Annotated in this window: 29 protein-coding genes, 1 tRNA gene and 1 CRISPR repeat array; of the genes, 23 read left to right on the top strand and 7 right to left on the bottom strand. The window is 45.4% G+C overall.

Going from position 1 to position 22701, the window contains the following annotated elements:
- Positions 1-7: 7 nt before the first annotated feature.
- The 22 genes from rpsC (at position 8) to rplQ (ending at position 10373) form a co-directional block, all read left to right on the top strand.
- Positions 8-700 (top strand): 30S ribosomal protein S3, encoded by a 693-nt coding sequence (gene rpsC / locus RRV97_RS10120; RefSeq protein WP_036493507.1) that lies wholly within the window; start codon positions 8-10, stop codon positions 698-700.
- The gene (rplP, locus tag RRV97_RS10125; RefSeq protein WP_003749279.1) at positions 684-1100 is read left to right on the top strand and encodes a 50S ribosomal protein L16; all 417 of its coding nucleotides are present in this window, start codon (positions 684-686) and stop codon (positions 1098-1100) included. The genes rpsC and rplP overlap by 17 nt, the downstream gene beginning before the upstream one ends.
- A complete protein-coding gene (rpmC, locus tag RRV97_RS10130) occupies positions 1100-1291 on the top strand; it encodes a 50S ribosomal protein L29 (RefSeq protein ID WP_315611445.1) in 192 nt (63 codons plus the stop codon). Before rplP ends, rpmC begins: the two co-directional genes overlap by 1 nt.
- The gene (gene rpsQ / locus RRV97_RS10135; protein WP_003749281.1) at positions 1291-1554 is read left to right on the top strand and encodes a 30S ribosomal protein S17; all 264 of its coding nucleotides are present in this window, start codon (positions 1291-1293) and stop codon (positions 1552-1554) included. The genes rpmC and rpsQ overlap by 1 nt, the downstream gene beginning before the upstream one ends.
- Before the next feature lie 227 nt (positions 1555-1781).
- The gene (gene rplN, locus RRV97_RS10140; protein ID WP_002215434.1) at positions 1782-2150 is read left to right on the top strand and encodes a 50S ribosomal protein L14; all 369 of its coding nucleotides are present in this window, start codon (positions 1782-1784) and stop codon (positions 2148-2150) included.
- An 11-nt stretch (positions 2151-2161) separates the two neighbouring features.
- Positions 2162-2485: a 50S ribosomal protein L24 gene (rplX, locus tag RRV97_RS10145; RefSeq protein WP_070850872.1), complete on the top strand. Its 324-nt coding sequence runs from the start codon at positions 2162-2164 to the stop codon at positions 2483-2485.
- 9 nt (positions 2486-2494) lie between these two features.
- On the top strand, positions 2495-3034 hold the full coding sequence (gene rplE, locus RRV97_RS10150; protein WP_003684750.1) for a 50S ribosomal protein L5: 540 nt from the start codon (positions 2495-2497) through the stop codon (positions 3032-3034).
- A gap of 2 nt (positions 3035-3036) precedes the next feature.
- On the top strand, positions 3037-3342 hold the full coding sequence (gene rpsN / locus RRV97_RS10155; protein WP_003684736.1) for a 30S ribosomal protein S14: 306 nt from the start codon (positions 3037-3039) through the stop codon (positions 3340-3342).
- Positions 3343-3356: 14 nt separating this feature from the next.
- Complete coding sequence (gene rpsH / locus RRV97_RS10160; RefSeq protein WP_315611446.1) at positions 3357-3749, top strand: 30S ribosomal protein S8; 393 nt, start codon at positions 3357-3359, stop codon at positions 3747-3749.
- A 13-nt stretch (positions 3750-3762) separates the two neighbouring features.
- A complete protein-coding gene (gene rplF / locus RRV97_RS10165) occupies positions 3763-4296 on the top strand; it encodes a 50S ribosomal protein L6 (protein WP_003749285.1) in 534 nt (177 codons plus the stop codon).
- A 13-nt stretch (positions 4297-4309) separates the two neighbouring features.
- Positions 4310-4663 carry a 50S ribosomal protein L18 gene (rplR, locus tag RRV97_RS10170; protein ID WP_003749287.1) on the top strand — a complete coding sequence of 118 codons (354 nt, stop codon included), beginning with the start codon at positions 4310-4312 and terminating at the stop codon, positions 4661-4663.
- Between the two features lie 17 nt (positions 4664-4680).
- A complete protein-coding gene (rpsE, locus tag RRV97_RS10175) occupies positions 4681-5199 on the top strand; it encodes a 30S ribosomal protein S5 (RefSeq protein ID WP_003684704.1) in 519 nt (172 codons plus the stop codon).
- Positions 5192-5377, top strand: coding sequence for a 50S ribosomal protein L30 (gene rpmD, locus RRV97_RS10180; RefSeq protein ID WP_003684808.1), 186 nt, complete (start codon positions 5192-5194; stop codon positions 5375-5377). The genes rpsE and rpmD overlap by 8 nt, the downstream gene beginning before the upstream one ends.
- A gap of 1 nt (position 5378) precedes the next feature.
- Complete coding sequence (gene rplO / locus RRV97_RS10185; RefSeq protein WP_254343427.1) at positions 5379-5813, top strand: 50S ribosomal protein L15; 435 nt, start codon at positions 5379-5381, stop codon at positions 5811-5813.
- 13 nt (positions 5814-5826) lie between these two features.
- Entirely contained in the window at positions 5827-7122 is a 1296-nt protein-coding gene (gene secY, locus RRV97_RS10190; protein ID WP_254343428.1) for a preprotein translocase subunit SecY, read from the top strand.
- A 4-nt stretch (positions 7123-7126) separates the two neighbouring features.
- Positions 7127-7345 (top strand): translation initiation factor IF-1, encoded by a 219-nt coding sequence (gene infA, locus RRV97_RS10195; protein WP_003684714.1) that lies wholly within the window; start codon positions 7127-7129, stop codon positions 7343-7345.
- Between the two features lie 18 nt (positions 7346-7363).
- Positions 7364-7477, top strand: a complete 114-nt coding sequence (rpmJ, locus tag RRV97_RS10200) for a 50S ribosomal protein L36 (protein WP_003697674.1) — start codon at positions 7364-7366, stop codon at positions 7475-7477.
- A 67-nt stretch (positions 7478-7544) separates the two neighbouring features.
- A complete protein-coding gene (rpsM, locus tag RRV97_RS10205) occupies positions 7545-7907 on the top strand; it encodes a 30S ribosomal protein S13 (RefSeq protein WP_003749295.1) in 363 nt (120 codons plus the stop codon).
- Positions 7908-7926: 19 nt separating this feature from the next.
- Entirely contained in the window at positions 7927-8322 is a 396-nt protein-coding gene (gene rpsK / locus RRV97_RS10210) for a 30S ribosomal protein S11 (RefSeq protein WP_002216249.1), read from the top strand.
- Between the two features lie 19 nt (positions 8323-8341).
- Complete coding sequence (rpsD, locus tag RRV97_RS10215) at positions 8342-8962, top strand: 30S ribosomal protein S4 (RefSeq protein WP_003749296.1); 621 nt, start codon at positions 8342-8344, stop codon at positions 8960-8962.
- Positions 8963-8987: 25 nt separating this feature from the next.
- The gene (locus RRV97_RS10220; protein WP_315611447.1) at positions 8988-9974 is read left to right on the top strand and encodes a DNA-directed RNA polymerase subunit alpha; all 987 of its coding nucleotides are present in this window, start codon (positions 8988-8990) and stop codon (positions 9972-9974) included.
- A 24-nt stretch (positions 9975-9998) separates the two neighbouring features.
- A complete protein-coding gene (gene rplQ / locus RRV97_RS10225) occupies positions 9999-10373 on the top strand; it encodes a 50S ribosomal protein L17 (protein ID WP_036493502.1) in 375 nt (124 codons plus the stop codon).
- 111 nt (positions 10374-10484) lie between these two features.
- Positions 10485-12038: a CRISPR direct-repeat array (repeat unit 36 nt; unit sequence GCTGTAGCTCCCTTTCTCATTTCGCAGTGCTACAAT).
- A gap of 63 nt (positions 12039-12101) precedes the next feature.
- Here the strand turns inward: rplQ and cas2 are convergent.
- From cas2 to RRV97_RS10260, 7 genes are all read right to left on the bottom strand, one after another.
- Complete coding sequence (cas2, locus tag RRV97_RS10230; protein ID WP_036493500.1) at positions 12102-12428, bottom strand: CRISPR-associated endonuclease Cas2; 327 nt, start codon at positions 12426-12428, stop codon at positions 12102-12104.
- Positions 12421-13335, bottom strand: a complete 915-nt coding sequence (cas1, locus tag RRV97_RS10235; RefSeq protein WP_315611448.1) for a type II CRISPR-associated endonuclease Cas1 — start codon at positions 13333-13335, stop codon at positions 12421-12423. The genes cas2 and cas1 overlap by 8 nt, the downstream gene beginning before the upstream one ends.
- A 65-nt stretch (positions 13336-13400) precedes the next feature.
- Positions 13401-16649 carry a type II CRISPR RNA-guided endonuclease Cas9 gene (gene cas9, locus RRV97_RS10240; protein ID WP_315611449.1) on the bottom strand — a complete coding sequence of 1083 codons (3249 nt, stop codon included), beginning with the start codon at positions 16647-16649 and terminating at the stop codon, positions 13401-13403.
- Between the two features lie 269 nt (positions 16650-16918).
- Entirely contained in the window at positions 16919-18343 is a 1425-nt protein-coding gene (locus tag RRV97_RS10245; protein WP_070814094.1) for an alanine/glycine:cation symporter family protein, read from the bottom strand.
- 262 nt (positions 18344-18605) lie between these two features.
- Positions 18606-20117, bottom strand: coding sequence for a lysine--tRNA ligase (gene lysS, locus RRV97_RS10250; protein WP_315611450.1), 1512 nt, complete (start codon positions 20115-20117; stop codon positions 18606-18608).
- Positions 20118-20295: 178 nt separating this feature from the next.
- Complete coding sequence (gene aldA / locus RRV97_RS10255) at positions 20296-21738, bottom strand: aldehyde dehydrogenase (RefSeq protein ID WP_049323417.1); 1443 nt, start codon at positions 21736-21738, stop codon at positions 20296-20298.
- Between the two features lie 299 nt (positions 21739-22037).
- Positions 22038-22113: transfer RNA gene (locus tag RRV97_RS10260), tRNA-Lys, on the bottom strand.
- Positions 22114-22296: 183 nt separating this feature from the next.
- On the opposite strand from RRV97_RS10260, the gene RRV97_RS10265 reads away from it, so the two are divergent.
- Positions 22297-22695, top strand: a complete 399-nt coding sequence (locus RRV97_RS10265; RefSeq protein ID WP_003684724.1) for an Ag473 family lipoprotein — start codon at positions 22297-22299, stop codon at positions 22693-22695.
- The last annotated feature ends 6 nt before the right edge of the window (positions 22696-22701 follow it).

Below are 22701 nucleotides of genomic sequence, written 5' to 3' on the forward strand. Positions count from 1 at the left end.
AAAAGCTATGGGACAAAAGATTAACCCTACAGGCTTTCGCCTGGCGGTAACTAAAGACTGGGCTTCAAAATGGTTTGCTAAAAGCACAGACTTTTCAACCGTTTTGAAACAAGATATTGATGTTCGTAATTACTTGCGCAAAAAATTGGCAAATGCTTCAGTTGGTCGCGTAGTAATCGAGCGTCCTGCTAAATCTGCACGTATTACCATTCACTCTGCTCGTCCAGGTGTGGTTATTGGTAAAAAAGGCGAGGATATCGAAATCTTGAAACGTGACTTGCAAGCCCTAATGGGTGTGCCTGTTCATGTAAATATTGAAGAGATCCGTCGCCCTGAATTGGATGCACAAATCATTGCTGATGGTATTGCCCAGCAGCTTGAAAAACGTGTTCAATTCCGACGCGCCATGAAACGCGCAATGCAAAATGCAATGCGTTCTGGTGCTAAAGGCATCAAGATCATGACTTCAGGCCGTCTGAATGGTGCAGATATCGCTCGTAGCGAATGGTACCGTGAAGGTCGTGTGCCTTTGCATACTTTGCGTGCGAACGTAGATTATGCAACTAGCGAAGCGCATACTACTTATGGTGTACTGGGTCTGAAAGTTTGGGTTTATACAGAAGGTAATATTAAATCTGCTAAACCTGAGCATGAGAAGAAACAAAGAAAGGCAGGTGGACGTAATGCTGCAGCCAACTAGACTGAAATATCGCAAGCAACAAAAAGGTCGTAACACCGGTATTGCTACTCGCGGTAACAAAGTAAGTTTCGGTGAGTTCGGTTTGAAAGCCGTAGGCCGTGGTCGTTTGACTGCCCGCCAAATCGAAGCTGCTCGTCGTACTATGACTCGTCATATTAAACGTGGCGGTCGCATTTGGATTCGTGTATTCCCTGATAAACCAATTACTGAGAAACCTATCCAAGTTCGTATGGGTGGCGGTAAAGGTAATGTGGAATATTACATTGCTGAAATTAAACCAGGCAAAGTATTGTACGAAATGGACGGTGTTCCTGAGTCTTTAGCTCGTGAAGCATTTGAATTGGCCGCTGCCAAATTGCCTATTCCTACAACCTTTGTGGTAAGACAGGTGGGTCAATAATGAAAGCAAATGAATTGAAAGACAAATCTATTGAGCAATTAAACTCTGATTTGTTGAACTTGTTGAAAGCTCAGTTTGGCTTGCGCATGCAAAATGCAACCGGTCAGTTGGGTAAATCTAGCGAGTTGAAACGTGTACGTCGCGATATTGCTCGTATTAAAACCATTTTAACTGAAAAAGGTGCTAAGTAATGAGCGAAGCTAAAAATGTTCGTACTTTGCAAGGCAAAGTGGTAAGCGACAAAATGGACAAAACTGTTACAGTATTGGTTGAGCGTAAAGTTAAACACCCTCTGTACGGTAAAATCATTCGTTTATCAACTAAAATCCATGCACATGATGAAAGCAATCAATATGGCATCGGTGATGTAGTGGTAATCGAAGAATCTCGTCCTTTGTCAAAAACCAAGTCTTGGGTTGTCAAAGAATTGGTTGAGAAAGCACGTACTGTTTGATTTAAAATACAGTAATGCAGCTTAATAAGAAACGAAGTCTTGCAGCAAAATTAATTTGCGTGTAAACTTCGTTTCTTATCTTCCAGCTTCTTATGGAAGTTTCTCTCCCTTCGGGATCCAAGACTGGTTTACTAGAACCATGATGGTTTCATTTAATAAGCAGCTTAAAGTAAGGTGCAAGTTATATGAAAGTGGTAAATTAAGTTGGTTAATTTAAAGGTACTAATATGATTCAAATGCAGACCATCTTAGATGTGGCTGATAACTCTGGTGCGCGTCGCGTGATGTGTATCAAGGTATTAGGCGGATCTAAGCGTCGCTACGCTTCTGTTGGCGATATTATTAAAGTTGCAGTTAAAGATGCAGCCCCACGTGGTCGTGTCAAAAAAGGTGATGTATACAATGCAGTAGTTGTTCGTACTGCTAAAGGTGTGCGTCGTCCTGATGGTGCGTTAATTAAATTCGATAACAATGCTGCTGTGTTGTTGAATAATAAACTTGAACCTCTGGGTACTCGTATTTTTGGCCCGGTAACCCGTGAATTGCGTACTGAGCGATTTATGAAAATCGTTTCATTGGCGCCTGAAGTATTATAAGGAATAGCGCGATGAATAAAATCATTAAAGGCGATCAGGTTGTAGTGATTGCCGGTAAAGATAAAGGTAAGCAAGGTCAAGTAGTTCGAGTGTTGGGTGATAAAGTTGTGGTTGAGGGTGTGAATGTTGTAAAACGCCATCAAAAACCTAATCCAATGCGTGGTATTGAGGGTGGCATTGTTACTAAAGAAATGCCTTTGGATATTTCTAATATTGCAATCCTGAATCCGGAAACTAATAAAGCAGACCGTGTTGGTATTAAGCTGATTGAAAATGAAGGCAAAGTTAAACGCGTTCGTTTCTTCAAATCAAATGGCTCTATCATTGGAGCATAAGGAGATAACATGGCTCGTTTGAGAGAGTTTTATAAAGATACAGTTGTTCCTGAATTGGTTAAACAATTTGGCTACAAATCAGTAATGGAAGTTCCACGTATTGAGAAAATCACCTTGAATATGGGTGTGGGTGAAGCTGTTGCTGATAAAAAAGTTATGGAGCACGCTGTTTCTGATTTAGAGAAAATTGCTGGTCAAAAACCAGTTGTTACTGTTGCCCGTAAATCTATCGCAGGTTTTAAAATCCGTGATAACTATCCAGTTGGTTGCAAAGTAACATTGCGTCGTGATCAAATGTTTGAATTCTTAGATCGTTTGATTACTATTGCATTGCCTCGCGTGCGTGACTTCCGTGGTGTAAGCGGTAAATCATTTGATGGTCGGGGCAATTACAATATGGGCGTTCGTGAGCAAATTATTTTCCCGGAAATTGAATACGATAAGATTGATGCTTTGCGTGGTTTGAATATTACTATTACAACTACTGCAAAAACTGATGAAGAAGCGAAAGCTTTGTTGTCACTGTTCAAGTTTCCGTTTAAAGGATAATCATGGCTAAGAAAGCACTTATTAATCGTGAGCTGAAACGTCAAGCATTGGCGAAAAAGTTTGCAGCTAAACGTGAGGCAATTTTCGCTGTTATTAATGATGCTAATGCGACTGAAGAAGAACGCTTTGAAGCACGTTTGAAATTTCAATCCATTCCTCGTAATGCAGCACCTGTACGTCAACGTCGTCGTTGTGCTTTAACAGGTCGTCCTCGTGGCACTTTCCGTAAATTTGGTTTGGGTCGTATTAAAATCCGTGAAATCGCTATGCGTGGCGAGATTCCTGGTGTTGTTAAAGCTAGCTGGTAATAGGAGTATAAATAATGAGTATGCATGATCCTATTTCCGATATGTTGACTCGTATTCGCAATGCGCAACGTGCTAATAAAGCAACTGTTGCCATGCCTTCTTCAAAATTGAAATGTGCAATTTCAAAAGTTCTGAAAGATGAAGGCTATATCGAGGATTTTACGGTTTCTGCTGATGCAAAACCGGTATTGGAAATTCAATTGAAATACTATGCAGGTCGCCCTGTGATTGAGCAAATTAAACGTGTTTCACGTCCTGGTTTGCGTATTTACAAAGCATCAAGCGAGATCCCTAGCGTAATGAATGGCTTGGGTGTTGCTATTGTTAGTACTTCTAAAGGTGTGATGACTGATCGCAAAGCCCGTTCTGAGGGTGTTGGTGGTGAGTTGTTGTGCATCGTAGCCTAGTGGAGAAATGTAAATGTCACGCGTCGCAAAAAACCCAGTGACTGTTCCTGCTGGTGTAGAAGTAAAATTCGGAACAGATGCATTGGTAATCAAAGGTAAACATGGCGAATTGTCTTTTCCTTTGCATTCCGATGTTGCTATTGAACTAAACGATGGTAAATTGACTTTTGCTGCAAAGAATGACAGTAAACAGGCTAATGCTATGTCTGGTACTGCTCGTGCATTGGTTAATAACATGGTTAAGGGTGTTTCTGAAGGTTTTGAGAAAAAACTTCAATTGATTGGTGTGGGTTATCGTGCCCAAGCTCAAGGCAAAGTTTTGAACTTGTCTTTGGGTTTCTCTCATCCAATCGTATACGAAATGCCTGAAGGTGTTTCTGTTCAAACTCCTAGCCAAACAGAAATCGTTTTGACTGGTGCAGATAAACAAGTGGTTGGCCAAGTCGCTGCTGAAATTCGTGCATTCCGTTCTCCTGAACCTTATAAAGGCAAAGGTGTTCGTTATGTAGGTGAAGTGGTAGTGATGAAAGAAGCCAAGAAAAAATAATTGAGGTTCACTAATGGATAAACATACAACCCGACTCCGTCGTGCACGCAAAACCCGTGCGCGTATTGCGGACTTGAAAATGGTAAGATTATGTGTGTTCCGCAGCAATAATCATATTTATGCTCAAGTAATTAGTGCTGAAGGTGATAAAGTATTGGCTCAAGCCTCTACATTGGAAGCTGAAGTACGTAGTAGCCTGAAATCAGGTAGCAACGTTGAAGCAGCAGCTGTAGTTGGTAAGCGTATTGCTGAAAAAGCTAAAGCAGTAGGTGTTGAAAAAGTTGCTTTTGACCGTTCAGGTTTCCAATATCACGGTCGTGTGAAAGCTTTGGCTGAAGCTGCACGTGAAAATGGTTTAAGCTTCTAATATTTGGAGACTTTCAGATGGCAAAACATGAAATTGAAGAACGCGGTGATGGCCTGATTGAAAAGATGGTCGCAGTTAATCGCGTGACTAAAGTAGTTAAAGGTGGCCGTATTATGGCTTTCTCTGCACTGACTGTTGTTGGTGATGGCGATGGTCGCATCGGTATGGGTAAGGGTAAATCAAAAGAAGTGCCAGTTGCTGTTCAAAAAGCAATGGATCAAGCACGCCGCTCTATGATTAAAGTACCTTTGAAAAATGGTACTATTCATCATGAAGTTATTGGTCGTCATGGCGCTACTAAGGTATTTATGCAACCTGCTAAAGAAGGTAGCGGTGTAAAAGCTGGTGGTCCAATGCGTTTAGTATTTGATGCTATGGGTATCCATAATATCTCAGCCAAAGTGCATGGTTCTACTAACCCTTACAATATTGTACGTGCTACATTAGACGGTTTGTCTAAACTGTATACCCCTGCTGATATTGCTGCTAAACGTGGTTTGACAGTAGAAGATATTTTGGGAGCTAACCATGACTGAGCAAAAAAAGATTAAAGTTACATTGGTTAAGAGCCTGATTGGTACAATTGAATCTCATCGTGCTTGTGCTCGTGGCTTAGGTTTGCGTCGCCGTGAGCATACAGTAGAGGTTTTGGATACCCCTGAAAACCGTGGCATGATCAATAAGATCAGCTACTTGTTGAAAGTGGAGTCTTAATATGTTTTTGAATACTATTCAACCTGCTGAGGGTGCTACTCACGCTAGCCGTCGTGTAGGCCGTGGTATTGGTAGCGGCTTGGGTAAGACAGGTGGTCGTGGTCATAAAGGTCAAAAAAGCCGTTCTGGTGGCTTCCACAAGGTAGGTTTTGAAGGCGGTCAAATGCCTTTGCAACGCCGTCTGCCGAAACGTGGTTTCAAATCTTTGACTGCTGCCGCTAATGCTGAAGTTCGTTTGAGTGAATTAAATCTGATTGCTGTGAACGAGATTGATGTCTTGGTTCTTAAACAAGCTGGTCTGATTCCTGCAACTGCTTCTAATGTAAAAGTTATTGCTTCTGGTGAAATTTCAAAAGCAGTTACCTTGAAAGGTGTAAAAGCTACTAAAGGTGCACGCGCTGCTATTGAAGCTGCCGGTGGCACAGTAGAAGAATAAGGCTTGCACTATAGTGGCTAATCAACAATCTTTATCAGGATTATCCAAATTTGGTGATCTGAAAAAGCGTCTAGTGTTCCTTTTAGGGGCTTTAGTCGTTTTCCGTATTGGTGCTCATATACCTGTACCGGGCGTAGATGCTGTTGCGTTAGCTAAATTATTCGAAGGCGCTCGTGACGGCATATTCGGAATGTTAAATATGTTCTCGGGTGGTTCGTTGGAGCGCTTTACTATATTTGCAATTGGCATTATGCCTTATATTTCGTCATCGATTATTGTACAGCTTGCTTCGGAGATTATTCCTTCTTTAAAAGCTTTAAAGAAGGAAGGTGAGGCTGGTAGGAAAATAATTACGAAATATACTAGGTATGGAACGGTATTGTTGGCTGTATTGCAAAGCTTTGCGGCTGCATCATTTGTTTATCAACAAGGTGTTGTTGTAACGACTGCGCTTGAGTTTTATATTTCTACAGTGGTCTGTTTAGTTACAGGTACTATGTTTCTGATGTGGTTAGGGGAGCAAATTACCGAGCGTGGTATTGGTAATGGTATTTCCTTAATTATTACAGCAGGTATTGTATCTGGTGTCCCATCAGGGATTACTAAATTATTAGATCAGAAATCGCATACTGCCGTATTAATAGCTTTAGGTACGTTGCTATTAATATATGTTGTAGTCTATTTTGAGAGTGCTCAGCGTAAAGTTCCTGTTCATTATGCGAAGAGACAGTTTGGCTCGGGAATGATGTCAGGACAAAGCATTCATATGCCATTTAAGCTAAATATGGCGGGTGTTATTCCTCCTATTTTTGCTTCCAGTATCATTTTGTTTCCATCTACACTTTTAGGTTGGTTTGGTTCCAATAATACAAATTCTGTTTTATATCAGATTGCAGCTCAACTACAGCATGGTAAAACTTTATTTATCGTATTATTTGCGTCAACAATCATTTTTTTCTGCTATTTCTATACTGCTTTAGTATTCAGTCCTAAAGAGATGGCAGAAAATTTGAAGAAGAGTGGTGCATTTGTGCCAGGTATACGACCAGGTGAGCAAACCTCTAGATATTTGGAAAAAGTGGTACTAAGGTTGACATTATTTGGTGCTTTGTACATTACTACAATCTGTCTGATACCTGAAATTTTAACAACTGCATGGAATGTTACTATCAATTTCGGTGGTACATCTTTGCTTATTTTGGTCGTTGTTACAATGGATTTTAGGACGCAAATTAATTCATACATAATGAGTAGTCAGTATGAAGACTTGATGAGTCGTCCAGATATGAAATCTTTGTCACGTAAGTAGGCTTATGGCTAAAGAAGATACCATACAGATGCAGGGCGAAATCCTTGAGACTTTGCCCAATGCAACATTTAAAGTAAAACTGGAAAATGATCATGTAGTACTTGGTCATATATCTGGCAAAATGCGGATGCACTATATCCGTATTTCTCCAGGTGATAAGGTAACAGTTGAATTAACTCCTTATGATTTAACCCGTGCTCGGATTGTTTTCCGAGCAAGATAAACGATAAAAGGAAATAAAATGCGTGTACAACCTTCTGTAAAGAAAATTTGTCGCAATTGCAAGATTATTCGTCGTAATCGTGTAGTTCGCGTAATTTGTACTGACCCACGTCACAAACAACGTCAAGGTTAAGAAGCTAGTTTTCTTAACTATTGATTTTGTGGTATAGTGACATACTTTGCCCTAAAAAGGAAAAAATATGGCTCGTATTGCAGGGGTAAATATCCCTAATAATGCCCATATCGTAATTGGCCTTCAGGCTATTTATGGTATTGGTGCGACTCGTGCTAAATTGATTTGTGAGGCAGCAAATATTGCTCCTACTACTAAAGCAAAAGATTTGGACGAGGCTCAATTAGACGCTTTGCGTGAGCAAGTTGCTAAATATGAAGTTGAAGGCGATTTGCGTCGTGAAGTAACGATGAGCATTAAACGACTGATGGATATGGGTTGCTATCGCGGCTTCCGTCATCGTCGTGGCTTGCCTTGTCGTGGTCAACGCACTCGCACAAATGCTCGTACCCGCAAAGGTCCGCGCAAAGCGATTGCCGGTAAGAAATAAATTTTAAGGAATTTGATTAATGGCTAAAGCAAACACAGCTTCGCGTGTACGTAAAAAAGTACGTAAAACCGTAAGCGAAGGTATTGTGCACGTTCATGCATCTTTCAACAATACCATCATTACAATCACTGACCGTCAAGGCAATGCATTGTCTTGGGCTACCTCTGGCGGCGCTGGTTTTAAAGGTTCTCGTAAAAGTACACCATTTGCAGCACAAGTTGCAGCAGAAGCAGCTGGTAAAGTTGCCCAAGAGTATGGCGTTAAAAATTTAGAAGTCCGCATTAAAGGCCCTGGCCCTGGTCGCGAATCTTCTGTACGTGCTTTAAACGCTCTTGGTTTCAAGATTACCAGCATTACTGACGTTACCCCGTTGCCTCATAACGGTTGCCGTCCGCCTAAAAAACGTCGTATTTAATATTGGAGTGATTTAAAACATGGCACGTTATATTGGCCCTAAATGTAAATTAGCACGTCGCGAAGGTACGGATCTGTTTTTGAAGAGTGCACGTCGCTCTTTGGATTCAAAATGTAAAATGGATTCTGCACCTGGTCAGCACGGTGCGAAAAAACCACGTTTGTCAGACTACGGTTTGCAATTGCGTGAAAAACAAAAAATCCGTCGTATTTATGGCGTGTTAGAACGCCAATTCCGTCGTTACTTTGCGGAAGCTGATCGTCGTAAAGGTTCTACCGGTGAATTGCTGTTGCAATTGCTGGAGTCCCGTTTGGACAATGTCGTTTATCGTATGGGTTTTGGCTCTACCCGCGCTGAAGCACGTCAATTGGTTTCTCATAAAGCTATCGTTGTAAACGGTCAGGTTGTTAATATCCCTTCTTTCCAAGTTAAAGCAGGCGATGTTGTAGCTGTTCGTGAAAAAGCTAAGAAACAAGTACGTATCCAAGAGGCATTGAGCTTGGCTACTCAAATTGGCTTGCCAAGCTGGGTATCTGTTGATGCCGACAAATTGGAAGGCGTATTCAAAAATATGCCGGATCGCTCAGAATTGTCTGGCGATATTAATGAACAGCTGGTGGTAGAGTTCTACTCTAAATAATGCTAGCTCAATGAGGGACAGTTAAATGCAAAATAGCACAACCGAATTTTTGAAACCTCGTCAAATCGATGTAGATACCTTGTCTTCTACTCGAGCTAAGGTGTCTATGCAGCCATTTGAGCGTGGTTTTGGTCATACTTTAGGTAATGCTTTGCGTCGTATCTTACTGTCATCCATGAATGGCTTTGCCCCAACTGAAGTAGTTATTTCTGGCGTATTGCACGAATACTCTACTATTGATGGTGTTCAAGAGGATGTTGTTGACGTTCTCTTGAACATTAAAGGTATCGTATTTAAGCTTCACGGTCGTAATCACGTTCAGTTGACTTTGAAAAAAGCAGGTGCCGGTGCTGTTGTAGCCGGTGATATTGATTTGCCACATGATGTGGAAATCATCAATCCTGAACATGTTATTTGCCACTTGTCCGACAATGGTCAAATCGACATGGAAATTAAAGTAGAGCAAGGTCGTGGTTATCAATCTGTTTCAGGTCGTCGCGTATTGCGTGATGAGAACAAACAGATTGGTGCGATTCAGTTGGATGCGAGCTTTTCGCCCATCAGTCGTGTTAGCTTTGAAGTTGAACCTGCACGCGTAGAGCAACGCACGGATTTGGATAAATTGGTTTTGGATATTGAAACCAATGGTTCTATTGATCCAGAAGAAGCTGTACGTAGTGCCGCACGTATCTTAATTGACCAAATGTCTATTTTTGCAGATCTGCAAGGTACTCCGGTTGAAGAGGTTGAAGAAAAAGCACCTCCTATCGATCCTATCTTGCTGCGTCCTGTAGATGATTTGGAATTAACCGTACGTTCAGCTAATTGTCTGAAAGCTGAAGATATTTACTATATTGGCGATTTGATTCAACGTACTGAAACCGAGCTTCTCAAGACCCCTAATTTGGGTCGTAAATCTTTGAATGAGATCAAAGAAGTGTTGGCCTCTAAAGGTCTGACATTAGGTTCCAAATTAGAAGCTTGGCCGCCTGTAGGCTTAGAAAAGCCGTAAGTTTGAAGATTAAAGGATAATGACATGCGTCATCGTAATGGCAACCGCAAATTAAACCGTACTAGCAGCCACCGTGCTGCGATGCTGCGCAATATGGCGAATTCCTTGTTGACTCACGAAACCATCGTGACAACTTTGCCTAAAGCAAAAGAATTGCGCCGCGTAGTTGAGCCCTTGATTACCTTGGGTAAAAAACCTTCTTTGGCAAACCGTCGTTTGGCTTTTAACCGCACTCGCGATCGCGATGTTGTAGTTAAATTGTTTGACGAATTGGGTCCACGCTTTGCTGCTCGTAACGGCGGCTATGTTCGTGTACTGAAATACGGTTTCCGTAAAGGTGACAATGCTCCTTTGGCATTGGTTGAATTGGTTGATAAAGCAGCTGATTCTGCTGAATAAGCAATTATATGAAAGCACTACCTGTTTAGGTAGTGCTTTTTTCATTTAGGAAGTCTCTATTTTATTTTGCAACGCTACAATTTTATTGTTTCATTCAATGGGGTGAATATAGTTGTAGCTCCTTTTCTCATTTCGCAGTGCTACAATAAGGGTAAGGCGGGCGAGACCAAGAAGAAGGCTGTAGCTCCCTTTCTCATTTCGCAGTGCTACAATTCTGCATCTGGCGGACACACTCAAACCTTTGCTGTAGCTCCCTTTCTCATTTCGCAGTGCTACAATAAGTGCAACCGCCGTTACACAGCCCTCGTCGCTGTAGCTCCCTTTCTCATTTCGCAGTGCTACAATCACAGACTTGGCAGAAGTGAGCATAGTCATGCTGTAGCTCCCTTTCTCATTTCGCAGTGCTACAATGGATAAGGAAGACCAGCGTCAGCTTTTAGAGCTGTAGCTCCCTTTCTCATTTCGCAGTGCTACAATAGTCAGCGAGACGAAAATCATTAAAGGAAAGCTGTAGCTCCCTTTCTCATTTCGCAGTGCTACAATGCAACCGCAGGAGATAACGGAAACGCCTACGCTGTAGCTCCCTTTCTCATTTCGCAGTGCTACAATAACGCGGTCGAAGCCGCTGTCTGCTTTCATGCTGTAGCTCCCTTTCTCATTTCGCAGTGCTACAATTGAGCTAATCACGCCAATCAATGACGACACGCTGTAGCTCCCTTTCTCATTTCGCAGTGCTACAATGTGTCGTTGTTTGCGCCAATGCTCCTGTTTGCTGTAGCTCCCTTTCTCATTTCGCAGTGCTACAATGAAGCGCGGAACAAGACCAAGCAGATTCTCGCTGTAGCTCCCTTTCTCATTTCGCAGTGCTACAATAGAAAGTCGAGGCGTTGGAGCGCAATAAATGCTGTAGCTCCCTTTCTCATTTCGCAGTGCTACAATAAACATCCATCTTTTGTTTTTACTCTACCAGCTGTAGCTCCCTTTCTCATTTCGCAGTGCTACAATAAACAGGACAGCCAAGCCGATACGCTGTTTGCTGTAGCTCCCTTTCTCATTTCGCAGTGCTACAATAGACACTTTAACGAGATGGTCTCACGGCTTGCTGTAGCTCCCTTTCTCATTTCGCAGTGCTACAATCGCCGTGGCCTGAATTTCCAACAAATTCAAGCTGTAGCTCCCTTTCTCATTTCGCAGTGCTACAATATTCCCGCTGATGTGCTTAAGTCTGCTGCTGCTGTAGCTCCCTTTCTCATTTCGCAGTGCTACAATATTGACCAAATGGTTGATGAAATTGTAGAAGCTGTAGCTCCCTTTCTCATTTCGCAGTGCTACAATGTGACGGGAACTGTTGAATATGATATGTATGCTGTAGCTCCCTTTCTCATTTCGCAGTGCTACAATTATTCTGTCTTTGGCAAATTTGAAAGTGTCGCTGTAGCTCCCTTTCTCATTTCGCAGTGCTACAATTTAGCCTGTGGCGCAATCATGCCACTGGTTGCTGTAGCTCCCTTTCTCATTTCGCAGTGCTACAATTTAAATCCGTGAGCCAAGCCACCGGCATTAGCTGTAGCTCCCTTTCTCATTTCGCAGTGCTACAATAACCCGACCTGATTGCACACCTGTGGAATCGCTGTAGCTCCCTTTCTCATTTCGCAGTGCTACAATACTCCAACGGGAAATCCTTATTCTATAAGGGTTTCCCGTTTTATTTTGACTAAAAAAGTGGCTTTAAAATAATAATAGTTGGTCTGAATTGACCCTTTTTTCTTGGGTTTTTAGCTCTCCCAACAGCAGTTTCATGGTGGCAAATTGCTTTTCTGTTACTTCCAAACAGCGGATTGAACCCTCTTGCGGTAGGTTTGCACATAGCCTATTGTGGTGTTTTTGTAACGAATCTCGACCTTTGACAATACGGCTGTATACGGAAAGTTGGAGCATTTGGTATCCATCTTTTAATAGAAACTGGCGGAATTGATTGGCGGCTTTGCGCTTGGCCGCCGTGGTAACCGGTAGGTCGAAGAAGACGATAATCCTCATAAATTTGGCCTCACTCATATTGGTATTCTTTCAATGGCAAGATTTCAGGCAATTTCAGCTGTTTGGCGTTTTTGTCGGTGATGCTGGCTTGAAATGAAGAAATCATTTTGTCGATAGCGGCCAAGGTGCTGAAGTGTTGCCGTTCGATGCAGATTTGACAGTGAAGGGTCTTGATAAGGTTTTGTTTGATGTTAGGGGTCAGATCAGTTTTCAGACGGCCTTGTTCATGCAAATGTATAACGACCAGGTCGGCCAATGGGCGTAAGGGTTCGATAAAGTCATCGGCGAGGTTGAATGGATTTAGTTCGCTTCTATGAAACAAGCCTAATGCAGGTAACCAACCATATAAGGTCAGGGCGCGTGCAACTGCTGCACGGAGTACGGCGTAGGTATAGTTCAATGCGGCATTGATGGCATTGTTGTCATTACGGGTAAACTTTTCTCCAAAGAGGGCTTGGAAGTAGAGGGCGGCAGCTTGGGCTTCACGGTTTCCGGTGTCGCCCGAACGGACTTCGACTGCCAAAGTGCGCAGCCGTTTGCCTGTAAGATCATTGCCTGTTTCGTCTGCGACAAATGCTTGATTTAGGATTTTCTGGCGGACGATATGTTGCCAGAGTTGCTTTTTTAAGGGTTCGCTTATATTCAGCTGCAGCTTGAGGATTTTAAGTTGGCGGTGATATTGGGCGTAAGGCAGCCATTGTCCGCAGGGGAGGAACTGCTCGTCACATGTCAGCAGAGTTGTACCATGCTCGGCTAAGGCAGATAGGAGCGGGGCAGTAATCAGGGTTTCGCGGTTTTCGATGATGATAACGGCGATGTCTTCTAATGGTACGGTATGGGACTCGCCGTTTTGTTGAATCAGCAGTTGCCGGCGTTGCAAGGATAGTTTGCCGCCGTTTTGAATGAGCAGGCTGCGCCAAGTCATGTTTTTCCCTTATTTTTATATAAAAAATCCCTGCTTCAGGCCGTCTGAAACAGGGATAGATTAATTTAACGGATAGATGGGCGTTTTTTCAGACGGCATGGTCTGATTTCTTTACCTAGTTCGTCGATTTGGTATTTTTGGAATGAAAGGGCGGTTTTGACACCAACACTTTGGAAAATGCCGTTTTTCCCTTTGGTGCTATCCGTATCATGTGTACGAATATCAATTGCTCCTGTGGCTCTATTTAGGCTGACGAAATAGCCTAAAAATTCATTTTTCTTAGCAGTTAGCTTAATCAGATCATTCGCATAAAGTACAAACTTAAACTCAAAACTATCATCCATTATCGTCCAATTCTCTTCATCTGCATAAGCAACAACAGCCCTATCTGGCAAAACCCCTTTCGCTACCTGCCAACTGTAAATCGGTACGAGATAATACTTGCCGCCTTTCTCAAATACATCTACGCGCACCATGGTTGCGTTGTCGGCAATGCCGTTATGGTTGCGCACCCATACGCCGGTTTTCTGTACTTGCTCTACGCGTACGGCTTTTACCTGTTGGGTGCGGTTGCCTGCTTTATCGTATTTGTAAAACGGCTCGGCAAAGGCTTTGGCCGGGTCGTCTTTATGTGCTTCCAGCCGTGCTTTCAGCGCTTCGTATAGTTTGGGTTCGCGCTCCCGATTGACCATTTTTTCCAAGTCTTTCAGTTTTAACTGTGTCAGCGGTACGCGCAACACACTGATGCCTTCGTCCAGTCGTTTGGCAGATTTGACAGTCTCCATATGGCCTTGCCCGCTCATCTTTCGATTGGGCGCGCGTGAAACAAACAGTGGCGTCACGTATTCGTGTACGGCTTCGGGACGGGAAGATAATTTTTCGGCAAGCAGCGCGCGCAGTTTTTCGGGGGTATCGGCTTCTTCAAATTCGGGTTTGCCGTCCGGTTTGCCGAAGACGCGAATCATGACTTCTTGTGCGAAAAATTCCCAAGGTTGCGGGAAGTGTGTTTTTTGATGCAGCACTTCTCCTGTTTCTTTATCTATGGTTTTACCGTCAAACGCATTCATCTCTTTATAGCGTACAAAACGGGTAATTTTCTGCTGCATGGCAACGGTCGAGCAGGCAACGACGACGGCGTCCAAAGCATGATGGCGGTCGTTTTCCGCACGCACTTTGCGCAACCCCCAAAAGCCGCGCAACAGATTGGTAATTTGTCCGTTTGAGGCAAAGACACGTCTTTTCCCTTTACCTGTCAGCTGCATATGGTCGGCAACAAATTGGCACAGGAAACGGTTGACGTAGCGTGTATCGTTCAGATTGCGTTCTTTAAAGCCGTCTTCGTCGAATTTTTGCAGCAGAATCCGTTGTTTTTTACTGCGCGGGAAACGGCTGGTTTCAACACGCGCTTTAAATTCCTGCCATTCGCGGCTGTTGTCTTTGCCGTTGAAGTATTCGTAAGGGGTTTGATTACCTTTGTTTTGGTTTTCGCTGCCCAATACCAGCACTTTATTGTTGAAACTGTCGTCCCATGTGCGCGAGAACGGCAGGGCATGGTCGATTTCGACATAGCCTTTTTCGTTCAGACGGCCTAAGTCGATTTCTTTGCCCGAATACAGGCATTTGCCGTGTTGTTGCTCGTACAGGCGCAGTTTCAGAATATCTTTGGATTTGGGTTCGCCGACAAAATTGGGGAAATACTCTCGGAATTTGGCGGTAGCTTTTTCCCGGTCTTTACGGTTTTCTTCTTGGCGTTTTTCGATTTCTTTGCGGTCTTTAAACGATTTGCCTACTTCCCTTGCCGTTTCAATATGGATACGAGCAGGGGAGCCGTAACGGCGAACCACGCCGTTAATGACTTTTCTGGCTTGAGATAAGGCGCGCAAGACGACGGGGTTGCGGATTTCATCGGTGGGAATCGGTGGCAGATAAATCTTTTCTTCCGTATTTTTCTTGCCGTAATGGTCTCCGTAGATTTCGGCGCAGGCTTCATCGTAACGTTTGCCTTGCTCCATTAGAGGTACCATTCGGCGCAAGGCTTTCAAGGAAATTTGAACGAACTTATCGAAGCTAATGTGTTTCAACAGCGCTTCTAAGATTTCGGGCTGTACACGGTCTTTCAGACGGCCTGTAATGTCTTCATCGGTTTTGAATAGGGAGAATGCCGTGCCGATTTCATCTTGTAATTCTGGAGAAAGGTTTAATGGGGATTTTTTGTCTTTCAAACCTTCTTTTTCCAGCGCACGGCTGATGGCGTGGTAAGCCTTCATTTCCATCAGTGTTGAGGCTTCGGCATTGTCTTTGCCGTAACGCAAGCCTTTGAAGAATGCCGTATCGTCTAGATTCAAAAGCTTACGGGCTTGTGCGTAAGTTAATTTGGATTTTCTGTATGGCTCGTCCATAAGCATGGTGCGTTCGGTATCGGTCAACGGCCGCTCGCTGCCTTGCTCTAAAATACGCAGGTTGTTCAGCTTGGTCAGCCAGATGAAACGTTCGGCTGTGTAGGTGTTTTTAGCGGCTTTCGGCTCTGTCGGTTCGAAGGTGCAATGCCCCAACATTTTTTGAATGGCATCGCCGGACAGGGCAGGGCGTTGCGCCATCAGCAGGGTTTCAATACCTTCTTTAAGGCCGTCTGAAACATGCGGATTGCCGAATTCTTTTTGTTTTTCAAACAGTAAATTCAGCTCTGCCTGCAAATCTTTGCGGCTGAACGTATGCGAATAATCACCGCGCTGGTTGCGGATATGGCCGCTTTCTTTCTCAAATTTATTTAAAGCCAATTCAGCCGGTGTGCGGAAATTGCCTGTTTGTAAGGCATGGGCATTGTCGGCTACGCCTTTGAGTAAAGCGCCAAGTTCCTTGTCGGCAGTTTCGCCCTCGTTTTTTCTTTGCGACAAATAACCGCGGTGTTTGATTAAATGCAACAAGACTGCCGACCACTCCAAAGGCGTCAGTTTGCGGTCTAATGCGGCTGCGCGAAGTTGCCATGGTGTATTCGGCAAGGATTTGATCAAGCCGTTTTCATCAAAATCGGCGGCTTGTAATACGCCTTCGCGTTTCAATAGGCGGCGGGCCCGAAGCAGGCGATGGGCGCGACGGCGGGTCAGGCGGCGAACACTGCGTGCCAAGCGTCTTGCCGCTGCGAGAGAGTCGCCTGTTTTCGGGACTTCGGCACGCTCAAATACGCGCACGCCCAAATCAATCAGGCGTATGGGGTTTTCTTCTTCGTCAATTTCTACCATCGCCCAGCCGACGGATGCGATGCCGATATCGAGGCCGAGGATGTAGTTGATTGGATTGGGTTTGAATGCAGCCATCAGTTTCTCCGTAATGTGATGTTTGGTAAGTATAAATATATCCTAGGTAAGTATTACCATGCAAATGAAATACTTGACTAGGTACCGATTTGGAATTAGAATCTGTCCATATTGTTGCACTGCGAAATGAGAAACGTTGCTACAATAAGGCCGTCTGAAAAGATGTGCCGCAACGCTCTGCCCCTTAAGGCTTCTGCTTTAAGGGGCATCGTTTTGTCTAAATGGCAGGGATTAAAAAGGCCGTCTGAAATTTCAGACGGCCTTTGGTTTTACCAGATATCGGATTTGATTTTTCGTTTCAAGCCCGGGTGTTCAGAGAGTTTGAACTCTGGGTCTTTGCCCATTTTCAGCTTGGCTGTGTAGTCTTTCAACAGCAGGAAGGCAAGTGGGGACAGGAGCAGGATAGCAACGAGGTTAATCCATGCCATGATGCCCATGGCCATGTCTGCCATATCCCATACCAAGGGTACGTTGGCAACTGCACCGAAGTAGACCCATGCCAAAACCAGCATACGGAAAACGGCGGTAACCAGCCAATGGCTTTTGATGAATTGGACGTTGGACTCGGCATAGGCATAGTTGCCGATAACGGTTGAAAAGGCAAACATAAACAGGATGACGGCAAGGAAGCCCGCTCCCCATTCGCCTACCTGGCTGACGATTGCCGCTTGGGTCAGCGCCGCACCGCTCAGGTCGCCGTAAGGCTGTTGATAGGTCAAGACGATAAAGGCGGTGCATGAGCAGACGATGATGGTATCGACGAAAACGCCCAGCATTTGAATCATGCCTTGGGAGACGGGGTGTTTCACTTCGGCTGCGGCTGCGGCGTTCGGCGCGGAACCCATACCCGCCTCATTGGAATACAGGCCGCGTTTGATACCCTGCATCATGGTGGTCGAAATCAGACCGCCGAGGAAACCGCCTGCAGCCGAATCGAAGTTGAACGCGTTGGAGAAAATCTGACCGAACACGTCAGGAATCAGGGAAATATTGGTAGCAATGATGAAGAGTGCTATGACGAGATATAAAACCGCCATCAGCGGAACGATAATTTCCGCGGCTTTAGATACGCGACGGATACCGCCGAAGATAATAGGGGCAGTCAGAATGACCAGGGCGACACCGACATAGTGTTGATCCCAGCCCCATGCCGCTTTGGTGGTATCGGCGATGGTATTGGTCTGTACGGCTTCAAATACAAAGCCGAAACAGAAAATCAGGCTCAGGGCGAACAAAATGCCCAGCCATTTTTGTCCCAGGCCTTGAGTTATGTAGTAGGCAGGACCTCCGCGGAAGTGGTGGTTGTCGTAGTCCCGGACTTTAAAGAGTTGGGCCAGTGAAGATTCGACGAACGCCGAACTCATGCCGATTAAGGCGGTTACCCACATCCAGAATACCGCGCCCGGCCCGCCGAGTTTGATGGCAATCGCCACGCCGGCGATGTTGCCTACGCCTACGCGGCTGGCCAAGCCGGTAACGAATGCTTGGAACGGTGTGATTCCGTGCGGATCATCACCTTGTTTGCGGCCGCTCAACATTTCTTTGATACTACGGCCGAAGAGGCGGAATTGTACAAAACCGGTGGTAACGGTGAAAAATAGGCCTGCGCCTAAAAGCATATATACCAATCCCGACCACATTTGGTCGTTGATGGCGTTTACCAAGCCGTGAAGCTGTTCGAAAAATTGATCCATACAAACCTTTCAGAGTTTCTGTATTTTCAGACGGCCTGTGTGTGGAGGCTGTCTGTAACTGGATGTATTCTAGCAGACTGTCAACAAACTGAAAAACGTTTACATATTCTTTTTTATATTATCTTTTTGATTATCATGTAATTTTATTATTATGGTGTAAAGGATTTATCGATTTAAACTCTTCCGTTTTACATATTTGAACAAAAAGGCCGTCTGAAAACAGAGTCTTGTTTTCAGACGGCCTTGATTTTATTTCAATGCGTTATTCGGGACGCATTTGCGGGAACAGAATCACGTCGCGGATGGTTTGCGAATCGGTCAGCAACATTACCAAGCGGTCGATGCCGATACCGCAGCCGCCTGTCGGCGGCAGGCCGAATTCCATGGCGCGGATGTAGTCGGCATCGTAGTGCATGGCTTCGTCGTCGCCGGCGTCTTTTTGTGCTACTTGCGCTTTGAAGCGTTCGGCTTGGTCTTCGGGATCGTTCAACTCGGAATAGCCGTTTGCCAGCTCACGGCCGACAACGAACAATTCGAAACGCTCGGTCAGACCCGGTTTGCTGTCGGATGCGCGTGCCAATGGCGACACTTCGACAGGGTAGTCGATAATGAAAGTCGGGTTCCACAGTTTGCCCTCGGCGCAACCTTCAAACAGGGCCAGTTGCAGGCTGCCGATACCGGGGGACGGTGGCAGGCTTTCGCCGTGTTTGACGATTTCTTTTTTCAGCCATTCTTCATCGTTCAACTGCTCGTCGGTATAGTGCGGATTGTATTTTTTGATGACTTCGAGAATGGTCAGGCGTTCAAACGGGCTTTCCAAATCGACTTCTTTGCCGTTGTAGCTGATTTTTGCCGTGCCGTTTACCGCGCGGGAAGCGTTGCGGATGATGTCTTCCGCCATTTGCATCATACGTTCGTAGTCGGAGAAGGCTTCGTAGAATTCGATCATGGTGAATTCAGGGTTGTGGCGCACGGACATGCCTTCGTTGCGGAAGCTGCGGTTGATTTCAAACACGCGCTCCAAACCGCCGACCACCAGGCGTTTCAGATACAGCTCGGGGGCGATGCGCAGGTAGAGCGGGATGTCCAAAGCGTTGTGGTGGGTCACGAACGGTTTCGCCGTCGCACCGCCAGGAATCGGGTGCATCATCGGGGTTTCAACTTCCAAATAATGCTCGTTCACCATGAAATTGCGCACGGATTGGATGATTTGGCTGCGTTTGATGAAGGTATTGCGCGATTCTTCGTTGGCAATCAAATCGACGTAGCGTTGACGGTATTTGGTTTCCTGATCGCTCAAGCCTTTGTGTTTGTCCGGCAGCGGACGCAGGGATTTGGACAGCAGGCGGATGTTGGACACGCGCACGGTCAACTCACCGTGGTTGGTTTTGAACAAAGTGCCTTCCGCGCCGACGATGTCGCCCAAGTCCCAGTGGTTGAAGTCGTCCAAAACTTCTTGGCTCACGCCTTTGTTGTTCAGATAAAGTTGGATTTGACCGGTCACGTCTTGAATGGTGGCGAAGCTGGCTTTGCCCATTTGGCGTTTGAGCATCATACGGCCGGCCACTTTGACGGGAATGCCTTGCGGGTCGAGTTCTTCTTTGCTGATTTCGCCGTATTGGGTGTGCAGGTCGGCGGCAAAGCTGTCGCGTTTGAAATCGTTAGGGTAAGCGTTGCGTTCTTTGCGGATGTTGTGCAGTTTTTCGCGACGCAGGGCGATGATTTGGTTTTCGTCCAACTGCGGCTCGATTTGAGGATTGTTTTGTTCGCTCATGGTGTTTTCCGGAAAATAAGTCAGGCTGCCGGAGTTTTCAGACGGCCTGAATAAAGTGAAAAATTGGCTCTATTTTACGCGATGTCGGTGTTTTTTTCTATAAAGGCAGAAAGGCCGTCTGAAACCTGAAAAATCGGTTTCAGACGGCCTTTTGTTTCATGAAGGGCAGTATCGGCGGTTAGATATCGGTTTCCAAATAGACGACTTGGGTTTGCAGATATTCTTCCAAACCGTGTTTACCGTCCGCGCCGCCGATACCTGATTTTTTCCAACCGGCATGGAAGCCCTGCATGGCTTCGAAGTTTTCGCGGTTGATGTAGGTTTCGCCGAAACGCAGGCGGCGGGTTACATAAAACGCTTCATTCAGATTGGTGGTATAGACAGAGCTTGTCAGGCCGAACTCGCTGTCATTTGCCAAAGCGATGACTTGGTCGAGCGTGTCGAAAGTGGCAACCGGCAGGACAGGGCCGAAGGTTTCTTCTTTCATGATGTCCATGCTGTTGTCGGTATCGGTCAGCAGGGTAGGTTCGAAGAAGTAGCCTTTGCCGTCGGCACGTTTGCCGCCGCAGACCAGTGTCGCACCTTGTTTGACGGCGCGTTCCACTTTTTCGGCAACGGCTTTGACGGCGCGCTCTTCAATCAACGGGCCCATTTCCAGCGCGCCGGGTTCGGCTTCGGCCGGGTTGCCGTAGCGAACGCCTTTCATGGCGGCAGTCATTTTTTCGATAAACGCGTCTTTCAGGCTGCTGTGGACATACACGCGCTCGGCGCAGTTGCAGATTTGGCCGGTGTTGCCGACGCGTGAAGCCAAGATGGATTTCACTGCCAAGTCCAAATCCGCGTCTTTCAAAACGATGGCAGGGGCTTTGCCGCCGAGTTCCAATGAGACTTTGGTAATGTTGGTGGCGGCGGCTTCCATTACTTGGCGGCCTGCTTCTACAGAACCGGTCAGGCTGACCATGTCGACTTGCGGATGTGATGCCAAGGCATTGCCGATTTCTGCACCCGGGCCGTTGACGACGTTGAATACGCCGGCCGGTAAGCCTGAAGCGTGAACGATTTCAGCAAAGATGTGGCAGTTGATTGGGGTGACGCTGCTCGGTTTGACGACGATGGTATTGCCTGTTACCAAAGCCGGGCCCATTTTGCGGGCGATCAGGAAGAAGGGGAAATTCCACGGCAAAATGCCGGCGATTACGCCCAAAGGACGTTTGAACAATAAAATGTTTTCGCGCGGACGGTCGCTTTGGATGATTTCGCCTTCATAACGGCGCGCCCATTCGGCTTGATAATCGAGATAGTCGGCAGTGAACATAACTTCTATGCGTGCCAAGTCTTTGGTTTTGCCGCCTTCGGCGACAATGGTGTCGGTCAGCTCGTCGGCACGTTCACGGATGCCTTGGGCGATTTTGCGCAAGTATGCGCCGCGTTCAACGGCAGGCAAACGCTCCCATGCGGCTTGCGCCTCTCTGGCGGCGGCAACGGCACGGTCAACATCGGCTTTTCCGCCTTTAGGCTCGCGCGCGATGACTTCTTCGGTTGCCGGATTCAATACATCGCGCCATGTGCCGTTAAAATCGGTTTCAAAGCGGCCGTTGATATACATAGACAGTTGTTTCATCAAACCTTCTCCTGTTGTTGTAGTTGGATGTAGTTTTAGTCTATGCCTAAATTGTCTGGCATACAAGAGGATTTGGCGTAGTTTGATGGTAGGTGTTTGGAAGCTTTTAGAAAAAGATGATGGGTGGGGGAGTTGGATATAGAGTTTGGTGCGGGTGTGATACCTTGAGTTGAGTCCATAACAGCATTGTGACAAACTCGGATATTGCTTGATTTTGATGATGAGAAAGGTATCGAGTGAAGAGAGGCTTGATGGAGAATATAAAAAAACCTGCTTTTTTCAAAGCAGGTTTTCATATCTGGTGGGTCGTGAGCGATTCGAACGCTCGACCAACGGATTAAAAGTCCGCTGCTCTACCGACTGAGCTAACGACCCGATAAGCTGTGCATTATAGGGAGCTTGTTTCTTTCCGTCAACTGTTTTTTTGAATTTTTTTTTCAAAAAACGTAAACCGGCTGTTATTTGGCGTTAATTCTCCCTTTTTTGAGCGTTTATTATGTTATGATTTTTGGGTCTGTCAGCTTTGGCAGATATTTTTTAGACCAAAGGATATACAATATGAAAAAATTATTGATTGCTGCAATGATGGTAGCCGGTCTGGCTGCGTGTACACAAGAAGCGAAAAAAGAAACTCAAGAGGCGGCTTCTGCTGTTGCTTCCGATGTAAACGCTGCTGCTGAAAATGCAGCGTCTGCTGTTGATGCTGCTGCTTCTGAAGCCAAAGGTGCGGCTGAGCAAGCTGTTTCTGATGTTAAAGACGCTGCTGCAGATGCTAAAGCAACTGCGGATAAAGCGGTTTCTGACGCTAAAGATGCTGCAGGTAAAGCGGTTGAAGAAGCTAAAGATGCAGTTTCTGATGCTAAAGATGCTGCCAAAGACGCAGCTAAAGACGCTATGGGTAAAGCAGCCGATGCGACTCAAGAAGCTGCCGATAAATTGAAAGACGCTGCTAAATAAGCTGGT

It is taken from the genome of Neisseria sp. DTU_2021_1001991_1_SI_NGA_ILE_055 (assembly GCF_032342915.1).
GTDB lineage: Bacteria > Pseudomonadota > Gammaproteobacteria > Burkholderiales > Neisseriaceae > Neisseria.

Excerpts from the sequence above, each read along its gene's own strand:
- rpsC (WP_036493507.1), top strand. The coding sequence starts at position 8 with ATGGGACAAAAGATTAACCCTACAGGCTTTCGCCTGGCGGTAACTAAA.
- rplP (WP_003749279.1), top strand. The coding sequence starts at position 684 with ATGCTGCAGCCAACTAGACTGAAATATCGCAAGCAACAAAAAGGTCGT.
- rpmC (WP_315611445.1), top strand. The coding sequence starts at position 1,100 with ATGAAAGCAAATGAATTGAAAGACAAATCTATTGAGCAATTAAACTCT.
- rpsQ (WP_003749281.1), top strand. The coding sequence starts at position 1,291 with ATGAGCGAAGCTAAAAATGTTCGTACTTTGCAAGGCAAAGTGGTAAGC.
- rplN (WP_002215434.1), top strand. The coding sequence starts at position 1,782 with ATGATTCAAATGCAGACCATCTTAGATGTGGCTGATAACTCTGGTGCG.
- rplX (WP_070850872.1), top strand. The coding sequence starts at position 2,162 with ATGAATAAAATCATTAAAGGCGATCAGGTTGTAGTGATTGCCGGTAAA.
- rplE (WP_003684750.1), top strand. The coding sequence starts at position 2,495 with ATGGCTCGTTTGAGAGAGTTTTATAAAGATACAGTTGTTCCTGAATTG.
- rpsN (WP_003684736.1), top strand. The coding sequence starts at position 3,037 with ATGGCTAAGAAAGCACTTATTAATCGTGAGCTGAAACGTCAAGCATTG.
- rpsH (WP_315611446.1), top strand. The coding sequence starts at position 3,357 with ATGAGTATGCATGATCCTATTTCCGATATGTTGACTCGTATTCGCAAT.
- rplF (WP_003749285.1), top strand. The coding sequence starts at position 3,763 with ATGTCACGCGTCGCAAAAAACCCAGTGACTGTTCCTGCTGGTGTAGAA.
- rplR (WP_003749287.1), top strand. The coding sequence starts at position 4,310 with ATGGATAAACATACAACCCGACTCCGTCGTGCACGCAAAACCCGTGCG.
- rpsE (WP_003684704.1), top strand. The coding sequence starts at position 4,681 with ATGGCAAAACATGAAATTGAAGAACGCGGTGATGGCCTGATTGAAAAG.
- rpmD (WP_003684808.1), top strand. The coding sequence starts at position 5,192 with ATGACTGAGCAAAAAAAGATTAAAGTTACATTGGTTAAGAGCCTGATT.
- rplO (WP_254343427.1), top strand. The coding sequence starts at position 5,379 with ATGTTTTTGAATACTATTCAACCTGCTGAGGGTGCTACTCACGCTAGC.
- infA (WP_003684714.1), top strand. The coding sequence starts at position 7,127 with ATGGCTAAAGAAGATACCATACAGATGCAGGGCGAAATCCTTGAGACT.
- rpmJ (WP_003697674.1), top strand. The coding sequence starts at position 7,364 with ATGCGTGTACAACCTTCTGTAAAGAAAATTTGTCGCAATTGCAAGATT.
- rpsM (WP_003749295.1), top strand. The coding sequence starts at position 7,545 with ATGGCTCGTATTGCAGGGGTAAATATCCCTAATAATGCCCATATCGTA.
- rpsK (WP_002216249.1), top strand. The coding sequence starts at position 7,927 with ATGGCTAAAGCAAACACAGCTTCGCGTGTACGTAAAAAAGTACGTAAA.
- rpsD (WP_003749296.1), top strand. The coding sequence starts at position 8,342 with ATGGCACGTTATATTGGCCCTAAATGTAAATTAGCACGTCGCGAAGGT.
- RRV97_RS10220 (WP_315611447.1), top strand. The coding sequence starts at position 8,988 with ATGCAAAATAGCACAACCGAATTTTTGAAACCTCGTCAAATCGATGTA.
- rplQ (WP_036493502.1), top strand. The coding sequence starts at position 9,999 with ATGCGTCATCGTAATGGCAACCGCAAATTAAACCGTACTAGCAGCCAC.
- cas2 (WP_036493500.1), bottom strand. The coding sequence starts at position 12,428 with ATGAGTGAGGCCAAATTTATGAGGATTATCGTCTTCTTCGACCTACCG.
- cas1 (WP_315611448.1), bottom strand. The coding sequence starts at position 13,335 with ATGACTTGGCGCAGCCTGCTCATTCAAAACGGCGGCAAACTATCCTTG.
- cas9 (WP_315611449.1), bottom strand. The coding sequence starts at position 16,649 with ATGGCTGCATTCAAACCCAATCCAATCAACTACATCCTCGGCCTCGAT.
- RRV97_RS10245 (WP_070814094.1), bottom strand. The coding sequence starts at position 18,343 with ATGGATCAATTTTTCGAACAGCTTCACGGCTTGGTAAACGCCATCAAC.
- lysS (WP_315611450.1), bottom strand. The coding sequence starts at position 20,117 with ATGAGCGAACAAAACAATCCTCAAATCGAGCCGCAGTTGGACGAAAAC.
- aldA (WP_049323417.1), bottom strand. The coding sequence starts at position 21,738 with ATGAAACAACTGTCTATGTATATCAACGGCCGCTTTGAAACCGATTTT.
- RRV97_RS10265 (WP_003684724.1), top strand. The coding sequence starts at position 22,297 with ATGAAAAAATTATTGATTGCTGCAATGATGGTAGCCGGTCTGGCTGCG.